At 35.3% G+C, this 19,613-nt stretch carries 16 protein-coding genes; 4 read left to right on the forward strand and 12 right to left on the reverse strand.

The genetic code is table 11. The annotated features are described in order from the left end of the window. Positions 1 to 14: 14 nt before the first annotated feature. Positions 15 to 3,131 carry an efflux RND transporter permease subunit gene (locus tag MHB74_RS26875; protein ID WP_061680098.1) on the forward strand — a complete coding sequence of 1,039 codons (3,117 nt, stop codon included), beginning with the start codon at positions 15 to 17 and terminating at the stop codon, positions 3,129 to 3,131. A 28-nt stretch (positions 3,132 to 3,159) separates the two neighbouring features. Here MHB74_RS26875 and msrB read toward each other — a convergent pair whose 3' ends face one another. The 6 genes from msrB to lytS all read right to left on the reverse strand — a co-directional run bounded on the left by msrB (position 3,160) and on the right by lytS (position 9,368). After that, on the reverse strand, positions 3,160 to 4,125 hold the full coding sequence (gene msrB, locus MHB74_RS26880; protein ID WP_061680099.1) for a peptide-methionine (R)-S-oxide reductase MsrB: 966 nt from the start codon (positions 4,123 to 4,125) through the stop codon (positions 3,160 to 3,162). Between the two features lie 101 nt (positions 4,126 to 4,226). Next, entirely contained in the window at positions 4,227 to 5,261 is a 1,035-nt protein-coding gene (locus MHB74_RS26885; protein ID WP_061680100.1) for an AI-2E family transporter, read from the reverse strand. A 327-nt stretch (positions 5,262 to 5,588) separates the two neighbouring features. Beyond that, the gene (gene lrgB / locus MHB74_RS26890; RefSeq protein WP_000168869.1) at positions 5,589 to 6,281 is read right to left on the reverse strand and encodes an antiholin-like protein LrgB; all 693 of its coding nucleotides are present in this window, start codon (positions 6,279 to 6,281) and stop codon (positions 5,589 to 5,591) included. 34 nt (positions 6,282 to 6,315) lie between these two features. Beyond that, the gene (gene lrgA / locus MHB74_RS26895) at positions 6,316 to 6,747 is read right to left on the reverse strand and encodes an antiholin-like murein hydrolase modulator LrgA (protein WP_000104908.1); all 432 of its coding nucleotides are present in this window, start codon (positions 6,745 to 6,747) and stop codon (positions 6,316 to 6,318) included. Positions 6,748 to 6,880: 133 nt separating this feature from the next. Then, the gene (locus tag MHB74_RS26900) at positions 6,881 to 7,621 is read right to left on the reverse strand and encodes a LytR/AlgR family response regulator transcription factor (RefSeq protein ID WP_048560483.1); all 741 of its coding nucleotides are present in this window, start codon (positions 7,619 to 7,621) and stop codon (positions 6,881 to 6,883) included. After that, positions 7,599 to 9,368 (reverse strand): two-component system sensor histidine kinase LytS, encoded by a 1,770-nt coding sequence (gene lytS, locus MHB74_RS26905; protein WP_061680101.1) that lies wholly within the window; start codon positions 9,366 to 9,368, stop codon positions 7,599 to 7,601. The genes MHB74_RS26900 and lytS overlap by 23 nt, the downstream gene beginning before the upstream one ends. A 328-nt stretch (positions 9,369 to 9,696) precedes the next feature. Between lytS and MHB74_RS26910 the strand changes: the two genes are divergently transcribed. Further along, positions 9,697 to 10,995: an MFS transporter gene (locus tag MHB74_RS26910; protein WP_061680102.1), complete on the forward strand. Its 1,299-nt coding sequence runs from the start codon at positions 9,697 to 9,699 to the stop codon at positions 10,993 to 10,995. Positions 10,996 to 11,091: 96 nt separating this feature from the next. Here MHB74_RS26910 and MHB74_RS26915 read toward each other — a convergent pair whose 3' ends face one another. Together MHB74_RS26915 and MHB74_RS26920 are read right to left on the reverse strand one after the other, a co-directional pair. After that, complete coding sequence (locus tag MHB74_RS26915; protein ID WP_061680103.1) at positions 11,092 to 12,660, reverse strand: BCCT family transporter; 1,569 nt, start codon at positions 12,658 to 12,660, stop codon at positions 11,092 to 11,094. Positions 12,661 to 13,021: 361 nt separating this feature from the next. After that, positions 13,022 to 14,092, reverse strand: a complete 1,071-nt coding sequence (locus tag MHB74_RS26920; RefSeq protein WP_061680104.1) for a nitric oxide synthase oxygenase — start codon at positions 14,090 to 14,092, stop codon at positions 13,022 to 13,024. A gap of 215 nt (positions 14,093 to 14,307) precedes the next feature. Here MHB74_RS26920 and sodA point away from each other — a divergent pair, with 215 nt between their 5' ends. Beyond that, positions 14,308 to 14,934, forward strand: a complete 627-nt coding sequence (gene sodA / locus MHB74_RS26925; RefSeq protein WP_061680105.1) for a superoxide dismutase [Mn] — start codon at positions 14,308 to 14,310, stop codon at positions 14,932 to 14,934. Positions 14,935 to 15,022: 88 nt separating this feature from the next. Here sodA and MHB74_RS26930 read toward each other — a convergent pair whose 3' ends face one another. Together MHB74_RS26930 and MHB74_RS26935 are read right to left on the reverse strand one after the other, a co-directional pair. After that, positions 15,023 to 15,910 carry an NAD-dependent epimerase/dehydratase family protein gene (locus tag MHB74_RS26930; RefSeq protein WP_061680106.1) on the reverse strand — a complete coding sequence of 296 codons (888 nt, stop codon included), beginning with the start codon at positions 15,908 to 15,910 and terminating at the stop codon, positions 15,023 to 15,025. 99 nt (positions 15,911 to 16,009) lie between these two features. Further along, positions 16,010 to 16,600, reverse strand: coding sequence for an AmiS/UreI family transporter (locus MHB74_RS26935; RefSeq protein WP_061680107.1), 591 nt, complete (start codon positions 16,598 to 16,600; stop codon positions 16,010 to 16,012). Positions 16,601 to 17,025: 425 nt separating this feature from the next. Between MHB74_RS26935 and MHB74_RS26940 the strand changes: the two genes are divergently transcribed. Further along, positions 17,026 to 17,427, forward strand: a complete 402-nt coding sequence (locus tag MHB74_RS26940; RefSeq protein ID WP_061680108.1) for a hypothetical protein — start codon at positions 17,026 to 17,028, stop codon at positions 17,425 to 17,427. 205 nt (positions 17,428 to 17,632) lie between these two features. Here the strand turns inward: MHB74_RS26940 and galE are convergent, their stop codons facing one another. Together galE and trhA are read right to left on the reverse strand one after the other, a co-directional pair. Further along, a complete protein-coding gene (gene galE / locus MHB74_RS26945; protein WP_061680109.1) occupies positions 17,633 to 18,649 on the reverse strand; it encodes a UDP-glucose 4-epimerase GalE in 1,017 nt (338 codons plus the stop codon). A gap of 223 nt (positions 18,650 to 18,872) precedes the next feature. Then, a complete protein-coding gene (trhA, locus tag MHB74_RS26950; protein ID WP_061680110.1) occupies positions 18,873 to 19,520 on the reverse strand; it encodes a PAQR family membrane homeostasis protein TrhA in 648 nt (215 codons plus the stop codon). Positions 19,521 to 19,613 lie beyond the last annotated feature (93 nt).

The following is a 19,613-nucleotide window of genomic DNA, read 5'->3' on the forward strand; positions in this document are numbered from 1 at the left end:
AAGGGAGCGCAAACATGAACAAAATCATTAATTTCTCGTTAAAAAATAAGTTCGCAGTTTGGCTACTAACCATTATTGTTACCATTGCAGGTATTTATTCTGGGCTGAACATGAAGCTGGAAACAATTCCTGATATTACAACACCGATTGTAACAGTAACCACGGTTTATCCTGGTGCTACACCAGAAGAAGTAGCTGACAAAGTTTCAAAACCGATGGAAGAGCAACTGCAAAATTTAAGTGGTGTAAACGTTGTTAGTTCATCATCTTTTCAAAACGCATCTTCTATTCAGGTAGAATATGATTTTGATAAAAATATGGAAAAGGCTGAAACAGAAATTAAAGAAGCTCTCGCAAATGTGAAACTGCCAGAAGGTGTAAAAGACCCGAAAGTTTCACGTGTAAACTTTAATGCCTTTCCAGTTATTTCGTTAAGTGTAGCAAGTAAAAATGAATCTTTAGCTACCTTAACTGAAAATGTAGAAAAGAATGTTGTGCCAGGATTAAAAGGACTTGATGGTGTTGCATCTGTTCAAATTTCAGGTCAACAAGTAGATGAAGTACAACTTGTCTTCAAGAAAGATAAGATGAAAGAATTAGGTTTAAGTGAAGATACTGTAAAAAATGTAATTAAAGGATCGGACGTATCTTTGCCACTTGGGTTATATACATTTAAAGACACAGAAAAATCAGTTGTTGTAGATGGAAATATTACAACAATTAAAGCATTAAAAGAATTGAAGATCCCGGCTATACCTTCATCACCGAGCGGTCAAGGTAGTGCAAACGCTGGAGCCGGTGCACAAACGCCGCAAATGAATCCAGCCGCTATGAACGGAATTCCGACAGTTACATTAGACGAAATCGCTGATATTAAAGAAGTCGGAAAAGCAGAGTCAATTTCTCGAACAAACGGAAAAGAAGCAATAGGAATTCAAATTGTAAAAGCTGCTGACGCGAATACAGTTGATGTTGTCAATGCAGTGAAAGATAAAGTAAAAGAACTTGAAAAAAAATATAAAGACTTAGAGATTATTTCAACATTCGACCAAGGTGCACCGATTGAAAAATCAGTAGAAACAATGCTGAGCAAGGCCATTTTTGGTGCTATCTTTGCGATTGTTATTATTATGCTGTTCCTACGAAATATCCGAACAACATTAATCTCTGTCGTTTCCATACCACTTTCTTTATTAATTGCTGTATTAGTCATAAAGCAAATGGATATTACGCTTAACATTATGACACTTGGAGCAATGACAGTCGCTATTGGACGCGTTGTTGATGACTCCATTGTTGTTATTGAAAATATTTACCGACGAATGTCGTTATCAGAAGAGAAACTGCGCGGAAAAGATTTAATTCGTGAAGCTACGAAGGAAATGTTCATCCCAATTATGTCTTCTACCATTGTAACAATTGCTGTATTCTTACCGCTTGGACTAGTAAAAGGTATGATTGGTGAAATGTTCTTACCATTTGCCTTAACTATCGTCTTCGCTTTATTAGCATCGTTACTAGTAGCAGTTACGATCGTACCGATGCTAGCTCACTCTTTATTTAAGAAAGAGAGCATGAGGGAAAAAGAAGTACATCATGAAGAAAAACCAAGTAAATTAGCAAACGGGTATAAACGCATACTTGCATGGGCCTTAAATCATAAAATCATTACATCAAGTATCGCTGTCCTTCTATTAGTTGGTAGTCTTGCACTTGTTCCAGTTATCGGTGTAAGTTTCTTACCATCTGAAGAAGAAAAAATGATCATTGCAACGTACAATCCTGAACCAGGGCAAACGTTAGAAGACGTTGAAAAAATTGCAACGAAAGCTGAGAAGCACTTCCAAGATAATAAAGACGTCAAAACAATTCAATTCTCATTAGGTGGCGAAAACCCAATGAGTCCTGGTCAATCCAACCAGGCAATGTTCTTCGTGCAATATGATAACGACACGAAAAACTTTGAAAAAGAAAAAGAACAGGTCGTTAAAGATTTACAGAAGATGTCTGGAAAAGGCGAATGGAAAAACCAAGATTTCGGAGCAAGTGGCGGTAGTAATGAAATTAAACTATACGTTTACGGAGATAGCTCGGAAGACATTAAGCCTGTCGTAAAAGAAATTCAAAATATCATGAAGAAGAATAAAGACTTAAAAGATATAGACTCTAGTATTGCAAAAACGTACGCAGAGTACACTTTAGTCGCAGATCAAGAAAAACTAAGTAAAATGGGTCTAACGGCTGCACAAATTGGAATGGGACTTTCTAATCAACATGATCGCCCTGTTCTGACAACAATTAAAAAAGACGGTAAAGATGTCAATGTATATGTAGAAGCTGAAAAACAAAATTATGAAACAATCGATGACTTAACAAATCGAAAAATCACAACACCACTTGGTACTGAAGTGGCTGTGAAAGATGTTATGACTGTACAAGAAGGTGAAACTTCGAATACAGTAAAACACCGCGATGGCCGTGTTTATGCGGAAGTAAGCGCAAAACTAACATCTGATGACGTTTCAAAAGCATCTGCCGCTGTTCAAAAAGAAGTAGATAAAATGGATCTTCCTTCTGGCGTAGATGTTTCTATGGGCGGTGTTACAAAAGATATTGAAGAATCATTCAAACAACTTGGCTTAGCGATGTTAGCTGCGATTGCCATTGTATACTTCGTTCTTGTCGTTACATTTGGCGGTGCCCTTGCACCATTCGCAATTTTATTCTCGCTACCATTTACAATTATCGGAGCTCTTGTCGCCTTATTAATCTCTGGCGAGACATTAAGTGTATCTGCAATGATCGGTGCGCTTATGTTAATTGGTATCGTTGTTACAAACGCTATCGTGCTTATCGACCGCGTTATTCATAAAGAAAATGAAGGTCTATCGACACGTGAAGCTTTATTAGAAGCTGGTGCGACACGCCTTCGTCCGATTTTAATGACTGCAATTGCAACAATCGGGGCTCTTATCCCACTTGCATTAGGATTTGAAGGTAGCGGCTTAATTTCTAAAGGACTTGGTGTAACAGTAATTGGTGGATTAACAAGTTCAACGTTATTAACACTTCTTATTGTTCCAATCGTTTATGAAGCATTAAGCAAGTTCAAAAAGAAAAAAGCAAAATAACAAAAAAATAACCTCGCAAACTGCGAGGTTATTTTTTATTTCCGAATAAGATTAGGAAATCACCATATCCTTCTTTCTCTAATTCCTCTTTTGGAATAAATCGAAGGGCTGCGGAATTAATACAGTAACGAAGTCCATTCGGTCCTGGACCGTCTGGAAATACATGCCCAAGATGTGAATCTCCTTCCTTACTTCTCACTTCTGTGCGCGTCATATTATGACTCACATCCATTTTTTCTTTCACACTAGCTGACATAACTGGCTTCGTAAAACTAGGCCATCCACACCCGCTATCAAACTTATCTAAAGAAGTAAATAACGGTTCTCCTGAAACGATGTCTACATAAAGACCTTCTTCTTTATGGTTCCAATACTCATTTCGAAATGGTGGCTCAGTTCCATTTTCCTGCGTTACATAAAACTGCATCTCATTTAGTTTTTCTTTTAAATGATCATTATCTTTTGGCCAATGTTGTTTAATAAACGCATCTCGTCCTGAGCCCTTACGGTATAACTCGTAGCGGAATGTATTTTTCTTATGATATCCTTGGTGATATTCCTCAGCCGGATAAAACGTAGTAGCTGGTAATATTTTTGTCGCAATCGGCTTTGAAAAGCGTCCGCTCATTGCAAGCTCTTCTTTTGAAGCTTCTGCTTTTTTATGTTGTTCTTCATTCTGATAAAAAATCACTGTTTCGTAAGACTTTCCGCGGTCGTGGAATTGTCCACCTATATCAGTCGGATCAATTTGTCTCCAGTATATATTTAATAACTCCTCATACGGCATTTTATTTGCATCAAATGTAATTTGTACTGCCTCATAATGTCCCGTCGTCTCTGAACATACTTCTTTATACGTTGGATTCTCTTTATGACCACCCGTATAGCCAGAAACAACCTGTATAATCCCTTCCATCTCTTCAAATGGCGAAACCATACACCAGAAGCATCCTCCAGCAAATGTAGCTTGCTCTACCTTTTCATTTACAGCCATTCTTTCACCCCTATTCTATGTTCTTCTTACAGTATGGCATAAGGAACATCATGTTATAAAAGAAAAAGCACCGAACATCGATGCTTTTTCTTTACTTCACTTTATTTTGTTCCAACATCCTTCTCCATTTCATCACTTGTCACATCTAAGACATCTAATAAGAAAATGAAGATTGGAATACCGATAATTAATCCCCATACACCTAAGAAGTGTTCTGAGAAGATTAATACCATAAATGTATAGAAAATCGGTAAGTTTGTTTTTTGCGACATAAACTTCGGATTTAACACGTAACTTTCAAGCGCATGAATTACTGTTACGATAATTAAAATATAAACAACGTACATAATACCGCCGATATTGTAAGCAATCATACAAAGTGGGAATAACGAAATGATAACCCCAGCTACTGGAATTAAACCGAGTAAGAAGATCATTAACGCTAAACCTAATAACTGCGGGAATCCTAATATCCATAGTGCAATAACGGATAAAACACAGTTAACAACTGCAATTAAAAATTGTGCTTCGATTACTTTTCCGAATGAACGTGCAAATTTCTTACCGAAGTACTCAATTTCAGTATAGAAAATTGCAAGTCGGCTTTCTTTAAATTTTGCAGTAAAAGCAACGATACGAGCTTTTTCCAATAAGAAAAATAAACTTAAAATTAAAGAAAGTAACACTTGAAGGCCAAATTTACCAACATTCGTAATCGATTTGTACAAAATGTCGACGCCTTGTCCTACATATTTCGAAAGTTCCATATGATTGACAGCATTCACTGCATACTTAATTAATTCACTATCTGGTGGGTTTCTTAAAAATACGTTAAATTGATAAATCAATTGTGAAATTTGTATTGTTAATACTGGTAAATATTTAAATAGCGTAATAGCAATTCCACCAATTAACATGACATATAGAAATGCTATAATAATTTTTCGATTAATGGGCATGAAATGATCTAATTTACGAGAAATAAACTTTTGGAATCGATCCATTAAATACGTGAGAATAAACGTAATTAAAATTAAATTCAACATACTTTGCAGCCCGTATAACACGAGAGCAAGTATTACTAATACGAGTAACCTCTGAAATCCTTTGCTTTGAAACAGGTTTTTTATTTGCATAATCGACGAGTACTCTCTCCTGTCCTATAAAGTAAAACGTTAATAAGTAGATTTTTTCTCTCTTCTCTACCTTTAATTATTTATTCATATGAAGATCTTTATAAGCTTATTATATATCTCCCTTAGTAGATCCTATAGTAGCTTACTTCTTATTTTACAATACAATGACCTAATTCAAAACGTATTCTACACAGTATTAATGAAGATTTAAGGAAACTTACATTTTATTTAAATAGGTCTTACCACTACTGTAACATAAAAAGCAAGCTATCAGTAGAAATCTGTCCTACAAATAGCTTGCTTTTCTCATTTTTTAAGTAAGTTTTCCTAGCCGATGAATGGCATAAACATCGGTATGACAACTACAGTTACAACCCCAACTACTGTTACAGCAATACTTGCCATAGCTGCCTCTACTTCACCCATTTCAATTCCTACTGCCACTCCTAATGCGTGACCTGCTGTTCCAAGTGCTAAACCTTTTGCAATTGGATGTTTTACTCTAAATGTTTTTAAGAATAACGCTCCTAATGCGTATACGATAACTGCGTTAAAAATAACTGCAAACGATGTAATTGCTGGTATGCCACCAATACTTTCAGAGATTGGTAACGCAATTGCTGTTGTTGCTGCTTGTGGTAACATTGAATTCATTACCGCTGTATCTAGACCAATTGCTTTGGCGACAATGAACACGACAATTACTGAGCAAATGGATCCAACTACGATAGCCGATAAAATTTGCCACCAATATTTTTTCAACTTATCCACTTGTTTATATAATGGAATTGCAAACGCGATTGTTGCTGGTTCTAAGAAGAAGCTAATCATTTTTCCGCCAGTATTATATTCTTCAAAAGTAAAATTACCTACTTTTAGAAAGACAATCCCTAACACCATCGCTACAAATAATGGTGTGAATAAGAAGAATCCTTTTGAATGCTTAAATAATAATGTTCCGATTCCGTATGCGATTAATGAAACGACGATTCCGAAATATGGAGTCATTGTGCTTGCCATGTTCATTCCCTCCTAACAATATATACTAAATTAGTTATGCAACTTTTCCGTGCTTGCGCCCTTTATTTACTACTTTCAATTCTTTCGTATCTTCTATTTCTTTATCATCTTTTCCTAAGATAAATTGTGCAAATAATCCTGTTACAGCAAGTAAAATAATTGTTGCTACAACAATTACAGTTAAAATTTGTACAAAATATTGTCCCATTACACCAAGAGAATTAATAACTGAAATACCTGATGGGACGAAAAGGAATCCGATAATACCTGTTAAAGCTGTCCCAAGTGATTCAACTTGTTCCAATTTAATAACTTTTAAACATAATAGGCTAAATAAAATAACTAATCCGATCACCGATGAAGGCATCGGAATTGGTAAATGTGTTGCAATAATATTAGAAACTAACATAATAGCTGAAAATATGAATGCTTGTGATAAGAAACTATATACTTTTTTCGTACTCATTTTGGCCACCTCTTTCGATTTGGTACCTTAATTGTATAAGATACACGCAAAACTGTAAGCGTTTACAGAACAGAACGTCAAATATACAAAATTAATTACAGAAATAGGCAGATGAAATACAAAAAGCTACTTCTTAAATACGAAGCAGCTTTTTGAGTTCTTTTGCATATGTACGGCTAACAGGTACTTTTGATCCTTCTTTCATAATTAAATTATATGTAGAATTGAACCATGGTTGTATTTCTGTAATATGATTAATATTTGCAATAAAACTGCGATGGACACGCATGAAACTTGCCTGCGGCAACTTCTTTTCTAAAATGACAAGTGTATCATGTGTTACATATGTTTCTCTCATCGTTTTTACTGTCACTTTTCCGTCCACAAGTCCTACATATATAATATCTTCAATATTTACAAGTACAATTGATTCCTCAATTGGTAATGCTAATTTATGCATCTCAGTTGTTACGTCTACACTCTTTACTTCTTGTTTTGTTTCTAATTTTATTTGTTTTTGCTTTTTATATTTCTTTAATGTCTGTACGATACGTTCTTCATCGAACGGCTTTAAAATGTAATCTAACGCATCTACTTCAAATGCTTGCAGCGCATATTGATCATAGGCAGTAGCAAATACAATTGCAGGTGGATTTTTCATCTTCTTTAATATATTTGCGATTTCAAATCCGTTATCATCAGATAGCTGAATATCTAAGAACACAATATCTGGTTTATTTTGCATTAGCTCTTCTAATGCATCTTCTACACAATCCGCCTCACCGATTATCTCTACTTCTTTCGTTTGCTCTAATAAATATTTCAATTCATCACGCGCTAACATTTCATCATCAACTACTAATACTTTTAACACTCCGTTTTTCCTCCCCTACTTTTTTCGGAATTACAAAGAGGAACTTTGTCCCTCGCTCTAATTCACTTTCAATTTGAAGCATTGTCTCTTTCCCAAATAACCCGATAAGTCGTTCATTAATATTATATAAGGCTGTTCCAGTCCCTTTCTTTGATGGAACTACCATTTTTCCTAATTGTCCTAGACGCTCACTCTCAATTCCTTGTCCATTATCTTGGACTTCAAAATGCACCATCCCCTCTTTTTCAAACACATGTACTTCAACTTCGCACACCGGCTGCTTTTTCGGAAAAGCATGGCGCAATGCATTTTCAACTAATAGTTGCAGTACAAATGGTGGAACTAAGGTCGTCTTTAACTCTTCCTCAATGTACATCTTCACTTCATACTTATTCGGAAACCTCGCTTGTTCTAACGATAAATATGCATGTACATGATTTAACTCTTGTTCTAATGGAATAAGCAATTGGCGTGCCCCTTGCAAATTACAACGAAAATACACGCTAAGCTGCAATAATAATTTTCTCGCTTTTTCTACATCTGTTCGGCATAAAGCCGATACAGTATTAATTGCATTAAATAAAAAATGCGGATTGATTTGTGCTTGTAACGCTTTTATTTCGGCATCTTGCAATAACTTACTTTGTAACTCTGCTTCACCTAACTCAAGCTGTGTAGAGAATATTTTCGCTAGCCCTTCCGCTAGCTCTTCTTCCACACGACTTAATTGATTAGAGTTTTTAAAATAAAGCTTTAATGTTCCTATCGTATTCCCATGTGAAGTTAGTGGAATAACAACTGCCGCTTGTAATGGACACCCTTCATGTTGACAATTAATAACCTCACGCGATTTCGCTTTCATTATTTTTCCTGTGTTCAACACTTCTTTCGATAAACCCGTTATTAAACTATGTGAAGGAATATGGTGATCTGATGCTAATCCAACGTGAGCTAATATTTTCTCTGTATCTGTTAAGGATACCGCATCTGTTCCCGTAAAGCGGTGAATAATTTGTGCCACATGTTTACAAGAATCTTCTGTTAATCCTCTGCGAAAATATGGCAATGTTTTGTCAGCAATTCGTAATACTTTATGCGTTTGTAAAGCTTTCGCATTTTCTTCCTGGCGCAAAATAGCTTGTATCATAGAAAGTAAAATAAAACTTCCGAAACTATTTACAAGGATCATTGGTATCGCAATTGTTTTCACGATACTAATTCCACCCTCTACGATTAATAGGATCATAATCATTTCTAAAGAAACGATAAACACGCTTAAAACCGCCGAAAACTTAGGCGTAATTGCACGATTATATTTTTTGAAAATGTATCCAATATAACCCGTTATAACACCTGCTAAAATTGACGAGATTGCACAACTTAGTGCTGTCGTCCCACCAAGCATATAACGGTGAATACCAGCAATCGATCCTACTCCAATTCCGACGATAGGACCACCAAGCAATCCACTAATTCCAACACCCATAATACGTGTATTCGCAATTGTACTAGATGACGAAACACCTTGTAGCCAATTTTCATTCATAATTGTATTCCCTGCAATTTCAATTCCCGTGTAATTGCTGACAATTGTAAACACTGAAAAAATACAAATAAGCTTAAGCTTATCTACATACCCATCTTGTCTATGAAGAAGGCGCCTGAACGTTTTAATATGAGAGAGTAAAAATCCTAAAATAACAATAAGTCCGACACGTTCAATCATCATAAGTACTAAATTTAGCATTTGTGATTCATTCCTTTTTATATGAGTTAGTTTTATTATGGGAAAATAATGAAGTGGGCGTCAAGGAGAATGAAGTATCTTTTGAAATATTTTACACATAACAATTCACTCTTTATTTGACAATCTAATAGAAGAGTGCTAAAAATAAGGTAATATAATACAGTCCTTTAACCCAACCCCGTGAGGTTGAGAAGGAAGTCGGAATATACTATACGTATGGTCTTTTTTAGGGATACGTATGCTTTTTTGGCCTTCTCATCATATCAGGTGAGAAGGCCTTTTGTTATTCTTCCATAGCGACTGTAGAAGAAAATAAGGAGGAGTAATGATGAACGTCACTACTGATGTAAAATCAACAACAGAGGAGACGAAAGAAAAAAGATATAAAACATTGTTTGGTTCTGCGCTAGGATATGCAGCAGAAGGTTTAGATATGTTGCTCTTATCTTTCGTACTCGTCTACATTTTAAAAGAATTTCATTTAAGCCCAGTTGAAGGTGGAAACTTAACATTAGCTACCACAATAGGAATGCTAATTGGGTCTTATTTATTTGGATTTATCGCTGATTTATTTGGTCGTATCCGTACGATGGCCTTCACAATCTTACTATTCTCACTCGCAACAGCACTTATTTATTTCGCAACAGATTATTGGCAATTATTAATTCTTCGCTTTTTAGTTGGAATGGGAGTTGGTGGTGAATTCGGGATCGGGATGGCCATCGTAACTGAAACATGGTCTAAAGAAATGCGTGCTAAGGCGACATCCGTTGTTGCACTTGGATGGCAATTTGGCGTACTAGTCGCTTCACTCCTTCCAGCATTTATCGTCCCGCATTTCGGATGGAGAGCTGTTTTCTTATTTGGGCTCATTCCCGCTCTACTAGCTGTCTATGTACGCAAAAGTTTAAGTGAACCGAAAATATGGGAACAAAAACAACGATACAAAAAAGAGTTGTTAAAAAAAGAAGCTGAAGGTAATTTAACAACTGCTGAGGCAGAACAACTAAAGCAAATGAAAAAGTTCCCACTTCGAAAGTTATTTGCCAATAAAAAAGTAACGATAACAACAATCGGTCTTATTATTATGTCATTCATCCAAAACTTCGGATATTATGGAATTTTCACATGGATGCCAACTATTTTGGCAAATAAATATAACTACACGTTAGCAAAAGCGAGCGGTTGGATGTTCATCTCTACGATCGGCATGCTAATTGGAATTGCAACGTTCGGTATTCTAGCCGATAAAATTGGCCGCCGCAAAACTTTTACAATCTATTATGTCGGTGGTACTATATACTGTCTCATTTACTTCTTCTTATTCACAGACTCAACATTATTGTTATGGGGAAGTGCATTGCTTGGATTCTTTGCAAATGGCATGATGGGAGGATTCGGGGCAGTTTTAGCTGAAAACTATCCTGCTGAAGCTCGCTCGACAGCAGAGAACTTTATTTTCGGTACAGGACGTGGGTTAGCTGGATTTGGACCTGTTATTATCGGCTTACTTGCTGCAGGTGGCAATTTAATGGGAGCACTATCTCTCATCTTCATTATCTATCCAATCGGTTTAGTTACAATGCTATTATGTGTCCCAGAGACGAAAGATAAAGTATTAGAATAGATTGAAACTGTATCCTTCAAGAAAAGTAGTTGGATAAATAAGAAAGAGGAAGTATCTCAAATGAGATGCTTCCTCTTTCTATATAAATACAATTATTTATTTTGATTTACTAGCTTTTTGAAACAAGAAGGAAGTTTTCTCTTCTTCTTTTACAATACCTTGCTTTAAAGCTAATTCCCCTGCAACTTTAGGCGCTAACCATAGCATTGGGAATAACAGAATGGATACTGGGACAGCTGTTACTACGATGAATGATTGCAATGCATTAATACTTCCCTCACCCATGTATAAAAGAATCGCTGCAACTGTTCCCATAATAAGCGACCAAAACACTCGCAAACTAATTCTAGGATCTCCATCTCCAGTCACTGCCATTGAAATCGAATAAGCCATTGAATCTCCTGTTGTCACTACAAATAAGATTGTTAATAAAAGAAATGCAGGTCCAATAATATGAGAGAGTGGCAGTTGCTCTGTAATTGCAATCATAGCCGCTGGCATACCAGATTCACTTAATGCGGTCGAAATAGAACCAGGATTCATTAACTCGTAAAATACACCTGATCCTCCCAAAATCGTAAACCAAAACGTTGTAATAATAGGTGCAATAATTCCAATTGCAACGATGATTTCTCGGATTGTTCTTCCTCTTGAAATACGGCTCACTAAAATTGCCATCATCGGTCCGTATCCAATAAACCATCCCCAGAAAAAGATTGTCCATGATCCTAACCAAGTTGTATCACCACGATATGTGCTCATTGGAATAAATTCATTTATATAAAATCCAAATGAAGAAACAAATGAATCAATAATAAATCCACCTGGTCCAAACAGTAATACGAATGCCATTAATAAAACTGCTAGCCTAACATTTAAATTACTTATAATTTGGATCCCTTTATCAATTCCCGTTACCGCAGATATAGTAGAAACAGCTACTACACAAACAATAATGGCTAATTGAGTAGTAAACACATCAGGAATGTTAAACAATGCTTGTAATCCATAACTTGCTTGTAGTCCTAAAAATCCGATTGGACCAATCGTCCCTGCAGCTACCGCAATAATGGCAAATACGTCAATCATTGTTCCAAGCCAACTCTTTCGCAATTTCTCCCCAAAAATAGGATATAAAAGCGTTCGAGGTTTTAACGGCATACCTTTATGATAGTGTCCGTACATCATAACTACCGCACTAATTGTACCTAAAATCGTCCAAGCGAGGAAACCCCAGTGCATATAACTTTGTGCTAAAGCAGGCATGACTGCTTCTTGCGTTCCAGCAGTTATACCTTCATGTATTGGTGGCACCGTCATCAAGTGGTACATCGGCTCTGCGGCTGCCCAAAAAACGCCACCTCCGGCAAGTAATGTAGACATAATAATAGCGAGCCATTTTGTCGTACTAATCTCAGGTTTTTCTAGCCCCCCAAGTTTAACCCTTCCATATTTTGAAAACGCCATACACATTGCCACAATAAACGTACCAATTAATAAAACCTGCCAAAAGGCACCAAAATATTTAATCGAAGCTGCAAAACTTCTATTAATGACTCCCTCTACATAACTTTTATTTAAAATAACTGCAATTACAAATAATAAAAGTGAGCCACCACTAATAAGAAATACAGGCCAATCTGTTTTTCGACTCTTCATTCTCATTCACACTTCCTCCTTCCTCAGCAATCTAAAAAAACAACTTTATTATGTTTTACTGTTTACAACCAAAACATAACGATTATATAAGCATAATAATTCATCGATTTTCTACACACTTATGTTGTCCCTAAAAATATGCTAAATCCCTTATTTAAAAGAAAATTTCTATTCCTATTACATAAAAAAGCAAAACAAAAGACCTTATATTTCTATAAGGTCTTCGAAACAGAAATTTGATTATAACATAAGGAACTCCTTGGTTCAAAAAGCCCCTTCCAAAAATAACCGATAGTAAAGGCTTCCATTTGCTACGTAACAGTAATTAAAAAAATTTATATTTTACATAAAAAAACTATACTAAATATCATTTATGAAAGAAATTCGGCTTCAAAATTTCATTCGGATACGGTTTATGATAAATATGAGTGGTAGCTGGCGAAAGCGGTGGAATAAGCCACACCCAATTGCCAGTGACAACCCGTCCACATGCTGCTTCTTGCTTCTCAAATTGTTGAAACTGTTGTGCAGCTGTATGGTGATCCACAATACTAACTCCTTGTTTTTTGAAGGAATGTAATACAGCAATATTCAACTCAATGAGTGCCTTATCTTTCCATAACGTACCGTTTCTCGATGTATCTAACTCCATCATCTCCGCAACTGCCGGAAGTAAATTATAGCGATCATGATCCGCTAAATTACGAGCCCCAATTTCCGTACCCATATACCATCCATTGAACGGAGCGGCTGTATAGGAAATACCGCCAATTTCTAAGCGCATGTCTGAAATCATTGGAACCCCATACCATTTTGCTCCTAAAGATGAGATTGGGTACTCTGGATGTTCAATTGGTACTTCTTTCACTTCTCTTTTAGGAATTTCTTTATATACAGGTTCTTTTCCATCGACAGAAAATACAAGTGGCAATACATCGAAATTCGTACCTTCTCCCTGCCAGCCAAGTTCCTGACAAAAATCCGTAAACGCAGTGGAATGAGAGTCACCGATCACTCCCATTTCTGTTTTATATCCTGCATACCGAATCAATTGGTGATTATAAATTCGTATATTATTTCCTTCACCTTGATATTGCTTAAAAATCGTAATTGTCGGTTTCACTTTCCCATCGTTCGTTGCATATTTAATATGATGAATTAATGCATTATATACACCTTCTTCATCACTTACTTCACGTGCATCTAATATGTGCATCTTACTCCAAAATAGTCTTCCGATACATCGATTACTATTGCGCCATGCCATTCGTGATCCATGAACAAGTTCTTCAAATGTATGCTCATACGTCCCCGTCTTCTCTATCTCAACTCGAATTTCTTTCACACGTTCTTCTATGAATTGCTCTTTATTAAGCTCTTTATAGCAAATCGTAATAAACTGACTCGCTTCCTCTATTAATTGTTTCGTTTTACTCATAAACGATCTCCTTCTATTTCAACAAAACGTTCTACTTTACAGTATAAGCAAAAAGAATAAGAGTCACAAATGAAAGTGGAAGTGTTACTTTTATTGTAATATTTTTCAGAAAATTAAAGACATTACTATTGACTTACATAAAAAATAGGTGTATTTTTGACTCAGGTAAAGTTTTTTTACCTAGACCAACTTTTAAAAAGAAAGGAGGTAATGTTATGTCTTCATTTCAATTGCCAAAGCTTTCATATGACTATGATGAACTAGAGCCATATATCGATAGCAATACGCTTTCCATTCATCATGGAAAGCACCATGCGACATACGTAAACAATTTAAATGCTACTTTAGAAAACTATAAGGAATTACATAATAAGTCTTTAGAAGAGTTACTATGTAATTTAGACGTTTTACCAAATGAAATTGTTACAGCTGTAAGAAATAACGGTGGTGGTCACTATTGTCATAGCCTTTTTTGGGAAGTAATGAGCCCACGAGGTGGCGGTGAGCCTAATGGAGACGTTGCAAAAGTCATTGATTATTATTTCAATACCTTTGACAACTTAAAAGATCAACTTTCCAAAGCAGCTATTAGTCGTTTTGGAAGTGGCTATGGATGGCTTGTCCTGGATGGTGAAGAACTTTCCGTTATGAGTACACCAAATCAAGATACACCTTTGCAAGAAGGTAAAATTCCATTACTCGTCATCGATGTATGGGAACACGCCTATTATTTAAAGTATCAAAATCGGCGTCCAGAATTTGTTACCAATTGGTGGCATACAGTGAACTGGGACCGGGTAAATGAAAAGTATTTACAAGCAATTCAATCACAAAAACATTAGTCGTGCGTATAAGGTAAGTTTGGTAATGTAAAATTAGTATTGTCGAAATCCTCCAGAATCCCCCGGATTGCCACCGGGGGATTTATGATTATTTCATTGCATGTATGTAATAACGTAATACTTGTTCTATGTCTATTTTCAACTCTCGGAACGGGAATCCTAATTCACTAGCTTTTCCATTATGTAATGTACAATTAATTACTTCATTATAAGGCGCTACATTATCTCCTACTTCTTGAACGAGTGCTTTTATTCCCGTATTTTCTTCTATGAAATGAATAACTTCGCCAGTAGAAACTACCCCGTTGCTACAAGCATTAATTGGCCCTTCTATATCCTTCATCCCGCACCAAGCTAAAAATTCTCCTGCTTCTTTCTCATGTATAAATGACAACTCTCCATCTAAATGCTTCACCGCGACAGGCTCTTGCTTCACAATATGTTCAACGTAAAATTGTAACCTTTTCGTATAATCGTTTTCTCCAATAACAACTGGAAAACGTACTGCAACAACTGGGAATGTTGCTTGTTCGAATACAGCAGCTTCAGCTAATCGCTTGCCTTCACCATAATTAAAATCCTTCCTATCCCCATACGTAATGGCATACTCATACGGATTAAAGTTCTCTTCTAACAAGCCTATTGCTGGCTCGTAAACAGCCATTGAAGATGTCATAACATATTTCTTTGTTTTTCCTCGTAACACTTCACATATTACCTTCGCTGCATTCGAGCTATAGCATAAATTATCGTATACGATATCATAACTTTTATCTTCTAGACGCTCTGCTAATTGCTTTTCATCTTCTCTATCTACAATAAGTCTTTTTACTACACTTCCAAAAGGGTCTTCTGTAATCCCTCTCGTCGCAATCGTTACATCGTGTCCATCTTGCAAAAGTGCTTCTACTAAATGTTTACCAAAAAATCTTGTTCCCCCTAGCACCAATACCTTTTTCAATTTCATCATCCCCATTTTGATAAAATGTAAAATACTACCTCTCCATTATAAATGCTCATATATAAAAAGCACGGAATTCATTTAACGATTCCATGCTTTTCTACAGAAAATATATTAATGTACTCGGTATTTATAAATACAATAACAGAAGTATACAATAGAAATTACGGATACATAAACCCATAGTTCATATACGAATCCCTCTCCCCATACTCCCATAAAATAAAAGAGTGAAGGTAACGTCAATGTTACCCATGATTGTACGAAGGCAATTCTTCCAAGATATTGATTGATATTCTTTTTTTGTGTATTTAATACAAAGAATAAATACCAAAGTAATGCCCACATAAACCACGTTAATGCATTCACAACATCGTGGAATTGAACAAATGAAACAACCATATAGAATAAAGCAATAATTGCTACCCACATACAAAACCAGCCTAGACCGCTACTATCCATTCCTTTTATAAAGGTAACACCTACATATAAATAGGTTAATCCAAATAAGAAAGTAGCTGCATATGAATACACTGTCCAATTGCTTTGGTCAGAGATCATGATCAAATAGAACGGAATAATAATTTGTAGTGCACCTACAAATAAATTAAAAACACCCGCACTTTTCATCTCTGCTTTTCCTAATATAACAAGACTATTTAAAAATAAAGCTGCACCCGAAAGTAATAATCCTACATATCCCATATATATTCGTGTGAAAATCTTTCCCTTTCACACCTTTAACCCCCCCGCACTATAAAGTGATACCTATATTATTTTTCTTCCTATTTAAAACTACACACATAATTTTACATCCGAATAAGTCAGACTTCCTACCTTAAAAAACAATAAAAAAATCCCCTCAATACATACCATACAGTAATCATGTCGATCAAAATGTATCACGTTGTAAAAACGCTTTCAATAATGCGTAACTCAATTAAAAGCTAATAGGATTATTTGATTATAAACGTACTTTAACAATGATACAAGTACTAGAATACTCTTCCATATTACATTTTTTATTTCTATAAAAAATTGATAGAATGATGCATCCTCCCTATCTCATTCTATCAATGATCTGCATAGAATATTGTACAATCATATTCAATTAGAAAGGTTTGATATTTATGCCTCATCATTATCCGAATCAATCTGTTGTTCATTCAACAGGTGTATTAACAAGAAATCCTGCAACAGTTCCAGCAATAATAAACGTTGTAAATTTAGATGCATATTACGCACACTATCTAAATATAGAAGTATGGGATTGGTCTAACCATTCTAGCCCTGTAAAATTACCTGTATTCATTGGTGAAGATACAGTGGTACAATTCCCATATCTTTTACAAGGCAACAACCTAGAAGTATTTTATGCTAATTTAGATGCAGCTATTGATTTATATGAAATTCGTATTTCCTATCCTACTCATTCTAATATTATTGCAAATTGCTTTGGCCGAAGCCTTCCACCCTCTACAAGTCAAGAAAGTAATACAGTGTATCATAAACAACTTGTTCGCATTCATTAACGGTCTCTTTTCCCTATCAACAACCTATAAATATATGCAATAGAGGCGATTCCATTGCAATACTATGGTCAGTAATATTTCATTCATTTCTCTTTCCTAAAATGAGTATATTACTGACCTCAGGTAACAGCATAAAAAAACAGAATTTATTATATACATACAATAAAAATAAAGTATCCTATAAAAGAATACTTTACTAACTTGCTTAAATCATTTGATAACCATTTTTGTTATTTACCTGCCATCTCCAAGAATCTACACACATCTCTTCTAACCCATATTCCGCTTCCCATCCTAATTCTCGTTTCGCTTTAGATACATCAGCAAAACATATTGCTACATCACCAGGACGACGCCCTATTACTTTATAAGGTATTTTCTTACCTGAAACCTTCTCAAAAGCCTTTACCATCTCCAATACACTATATCCTTTACCTGTGCCAAGATTGTATGCCTCGATTCCTTTCGTCTCAAGTACTTTCTCAAGTGCCCTTACATGTCCTTTTGCAAGATCAACAACGTGAATATAATCACGGACACCTGTCCCGTCTTTCGTTGGATAATCATTTCCGAATATATTTAGCTCTTTTAACTTACCTACCGCCACCTGCGTTACATATGGCATTAAATTATTCGGAACTCCATTTGGGTCTTCTCCAATACGGCCACTTTTATGTGCTCCAAATGGATTGAAATAACGAAGTAACGCAATACTCCATTCATCATCAGCTTTTGCTACATCACGCATAATTTGCTCAATCATTAATTTTGTTTGTCCATATGGATTTGTCACACTCAGCGGAAATTCTTCTGTAATTGGTGATGTTTTTGGAATTCCATATACAGTTGCAGATGAACTAAAAATAAATTTTTTAACATTATGTTTCTGCATCACATCACATAGTATGATCGTACTTATTATATTATTATAATAATATGCAAGGGGAATTGTAGTTGATTCCCCCACTGCTTTAAATCCAGCAAAATGTATAACCGCTTCAATGTTATTTCTCAAAAAAATCTCATTCATTTTTTCACGATTTAAAACACTTTCTTTATAAAATTCGAATTGTTTTCCTGTTATCTCTTTTACTCGGTTTAAAGACTCGATTGAACTATTTGAAAGATTATCTACGACTATAATTTTATAATTACTATTTAATAATTCTATACACGTATGACTACCAATATATCCTGCTCCACCCGTTATAAGTATCGCCATATATATAGTCCCCCACTAATTATTAATTATAAAATTTTATAACCTCAATACATATCTATCCTACCACAAAAAGACTGATTATTTTAAAAATTTATTTTTAATTATTATTCATAAAAAAAGAGTGGCATAACCTTTACGTTATGCCACTCTTTAACATACATATGTGTCTATATCTTTATTTATTAATCAAGAAAAATAAAAATTACTCGGAAATTTCATCTTGTTAAATTACGTAATAATATACACTTAAAAAGTGGGCAAGGCTTCCCAATAACACGAACACGTGAAAAATTTCATGATGCCCCATATGTTTAAACTCTAACCATTTTGGCTTTGTTCCATAAATAAATCCACCAATCGTATAAAGAATGCCTCCAAGCACTAGCAGCACGATACCCCCTGCGCTTAAATTAGCAGCTAACGGTGCAAAGAACAAAACAATTAACCAGCCCATTGTAATATAAATTGTTGTTGATAACCATCTCGGGCAACTAAACCAAAACATTTTAAAAACAATACCACAAATGGCCGTTGCATACACTAAACAAAATAATAATAAACCGTTTGCGGAATGTAATGTAATTAAACAAAATGGTGCATATGTACCTGCAATCAATATAAAAATCATAGAATGATCAAGCTTCCGAAAGAAATAAATAACACGCTCACTGGCTACAACACTATGATATACAGCTGATGCTGTATACAGAACCATCATTCCGATGCCAAACAAAATAACAGCTGTAATTGCCGCAAAAGATGGCGTCTTAATAGAAACTTTTACAAGCATAGCTAATAATGCAACAAATGATAATACAGCTCCTCCCAAATGGGTAAAAGCATTAACCGGTTCTCTTATATACGCATTCATATAAACACCCCTCATATAATTACATGTAGTTTTGATAACTACATGTAATTATATACACATTAATCTTATAGGTCAACATTTACAATTCATTTG

Source organism: Bacillus sp. FSL K6-0069, from assembly GCF_038007785.1.
GTDB lineage: Bacteria > Bacillota > Bacilli > Bacillales > Bacillaceae_G > Bacillus_A > Bacillus_A mobilis.

Coding starts and splice junctions, on each gene's coding strand:
- MHB74_RS26875 (WP_061680098.1), top strand. CDS start 15: ATGAACAAAATCATTAATTTCTCGTTAAAAAATAAGTTCGCAGTTTGG.
- msrB (WP_061680099.1), bottom strand. CDS start 4,125: ATGGCTGTAAATGAAAAGGTAGAGCAAGCTACATTTGCTGGAGGATGC.
- MHB74_RS26885 (WP_061680100.1), bottom strand. CDS start 5,261: ATGCAAATAAAAAACCTGTTTCAAAGCAAAGGATTTCAGAGGTTACTC.
- lrgB (WP_000168869.1), bottom strand. CDS start 6,281: ATGGCAAGCACAATGACTCCATATTTCGGAATCGTCGTTTCATTAATC.
- lrgA (WP_000104908.1), bottom strand. CDS start 6,747: ATGAGTACGAAAAAAGTATATAGTTTCTTATCACAAGCATTCATATTT.
- lytS (WP_061680101.1), bottom strand. CDS start 9,368: ATGCTAAATTTAGTACTTATGATGATTGAACGTGTCGGACTTATTGTT.
- MHB74_RS26910 (WP_061680102.1), top strand. CDS start 9,697: ATGAACGTCACTACTGATGTAAAATCAACAACAGAGGAGACGAAAGAA.
- MHB74_RS26915 (WP_061680103.1), bottom strand. CDS start 12,660: ATGAGAATGAAGAGTCGAAAAACAGATTGGCCTGTATTTCTTATTAGT.
- MHB74_RS26920 (WP_061680104.1), bottom strand. CDS start 14,092: ATGAGTAAAACGAAACAATTAATAGAGGAAGCGAGTCAGTTTATTACG.
- sodA (WP_061680105.1), top strand. CDS start 14,308: ATGTCTTCATTTCAATTGCCAAAGCTTTCATATGACTATGATGAACTA.
- MHB74_RS26930 (WP_061680106.1), bottom strand. CDS start 15,910: ATGGGGATGATGAAATTGAAAAAGGTATTGGTGCTAGGGGGAACAAGA.
- MHB74_RS26935 (WP_061680107.1), bottom strand. CDS start 16,600: ATGGGATATGTAGGATTATTACTTTCGGGTGCAGCTTTATTTTTAAAT.
- MHB74_RS26940 (WP_061680108.1), top strand. CDS start 17,026: ATGCCTCATCATTATCCGAATCAATCTGTTGTTCATTCAACAGGTGTA.
- galE (WP_061680109.1), bottom strand. CDS start 18,649: ATGGCGATACTTATAACGGGTGGAGCAGGATATATTGGTAGTCATACG.
- trhA (WP_061680110.1), bottom strand. CDS start 19,520: ATGAATGCGTATATAAGAGAACCGGTTAATGCTTTTACCCATTTGGGA.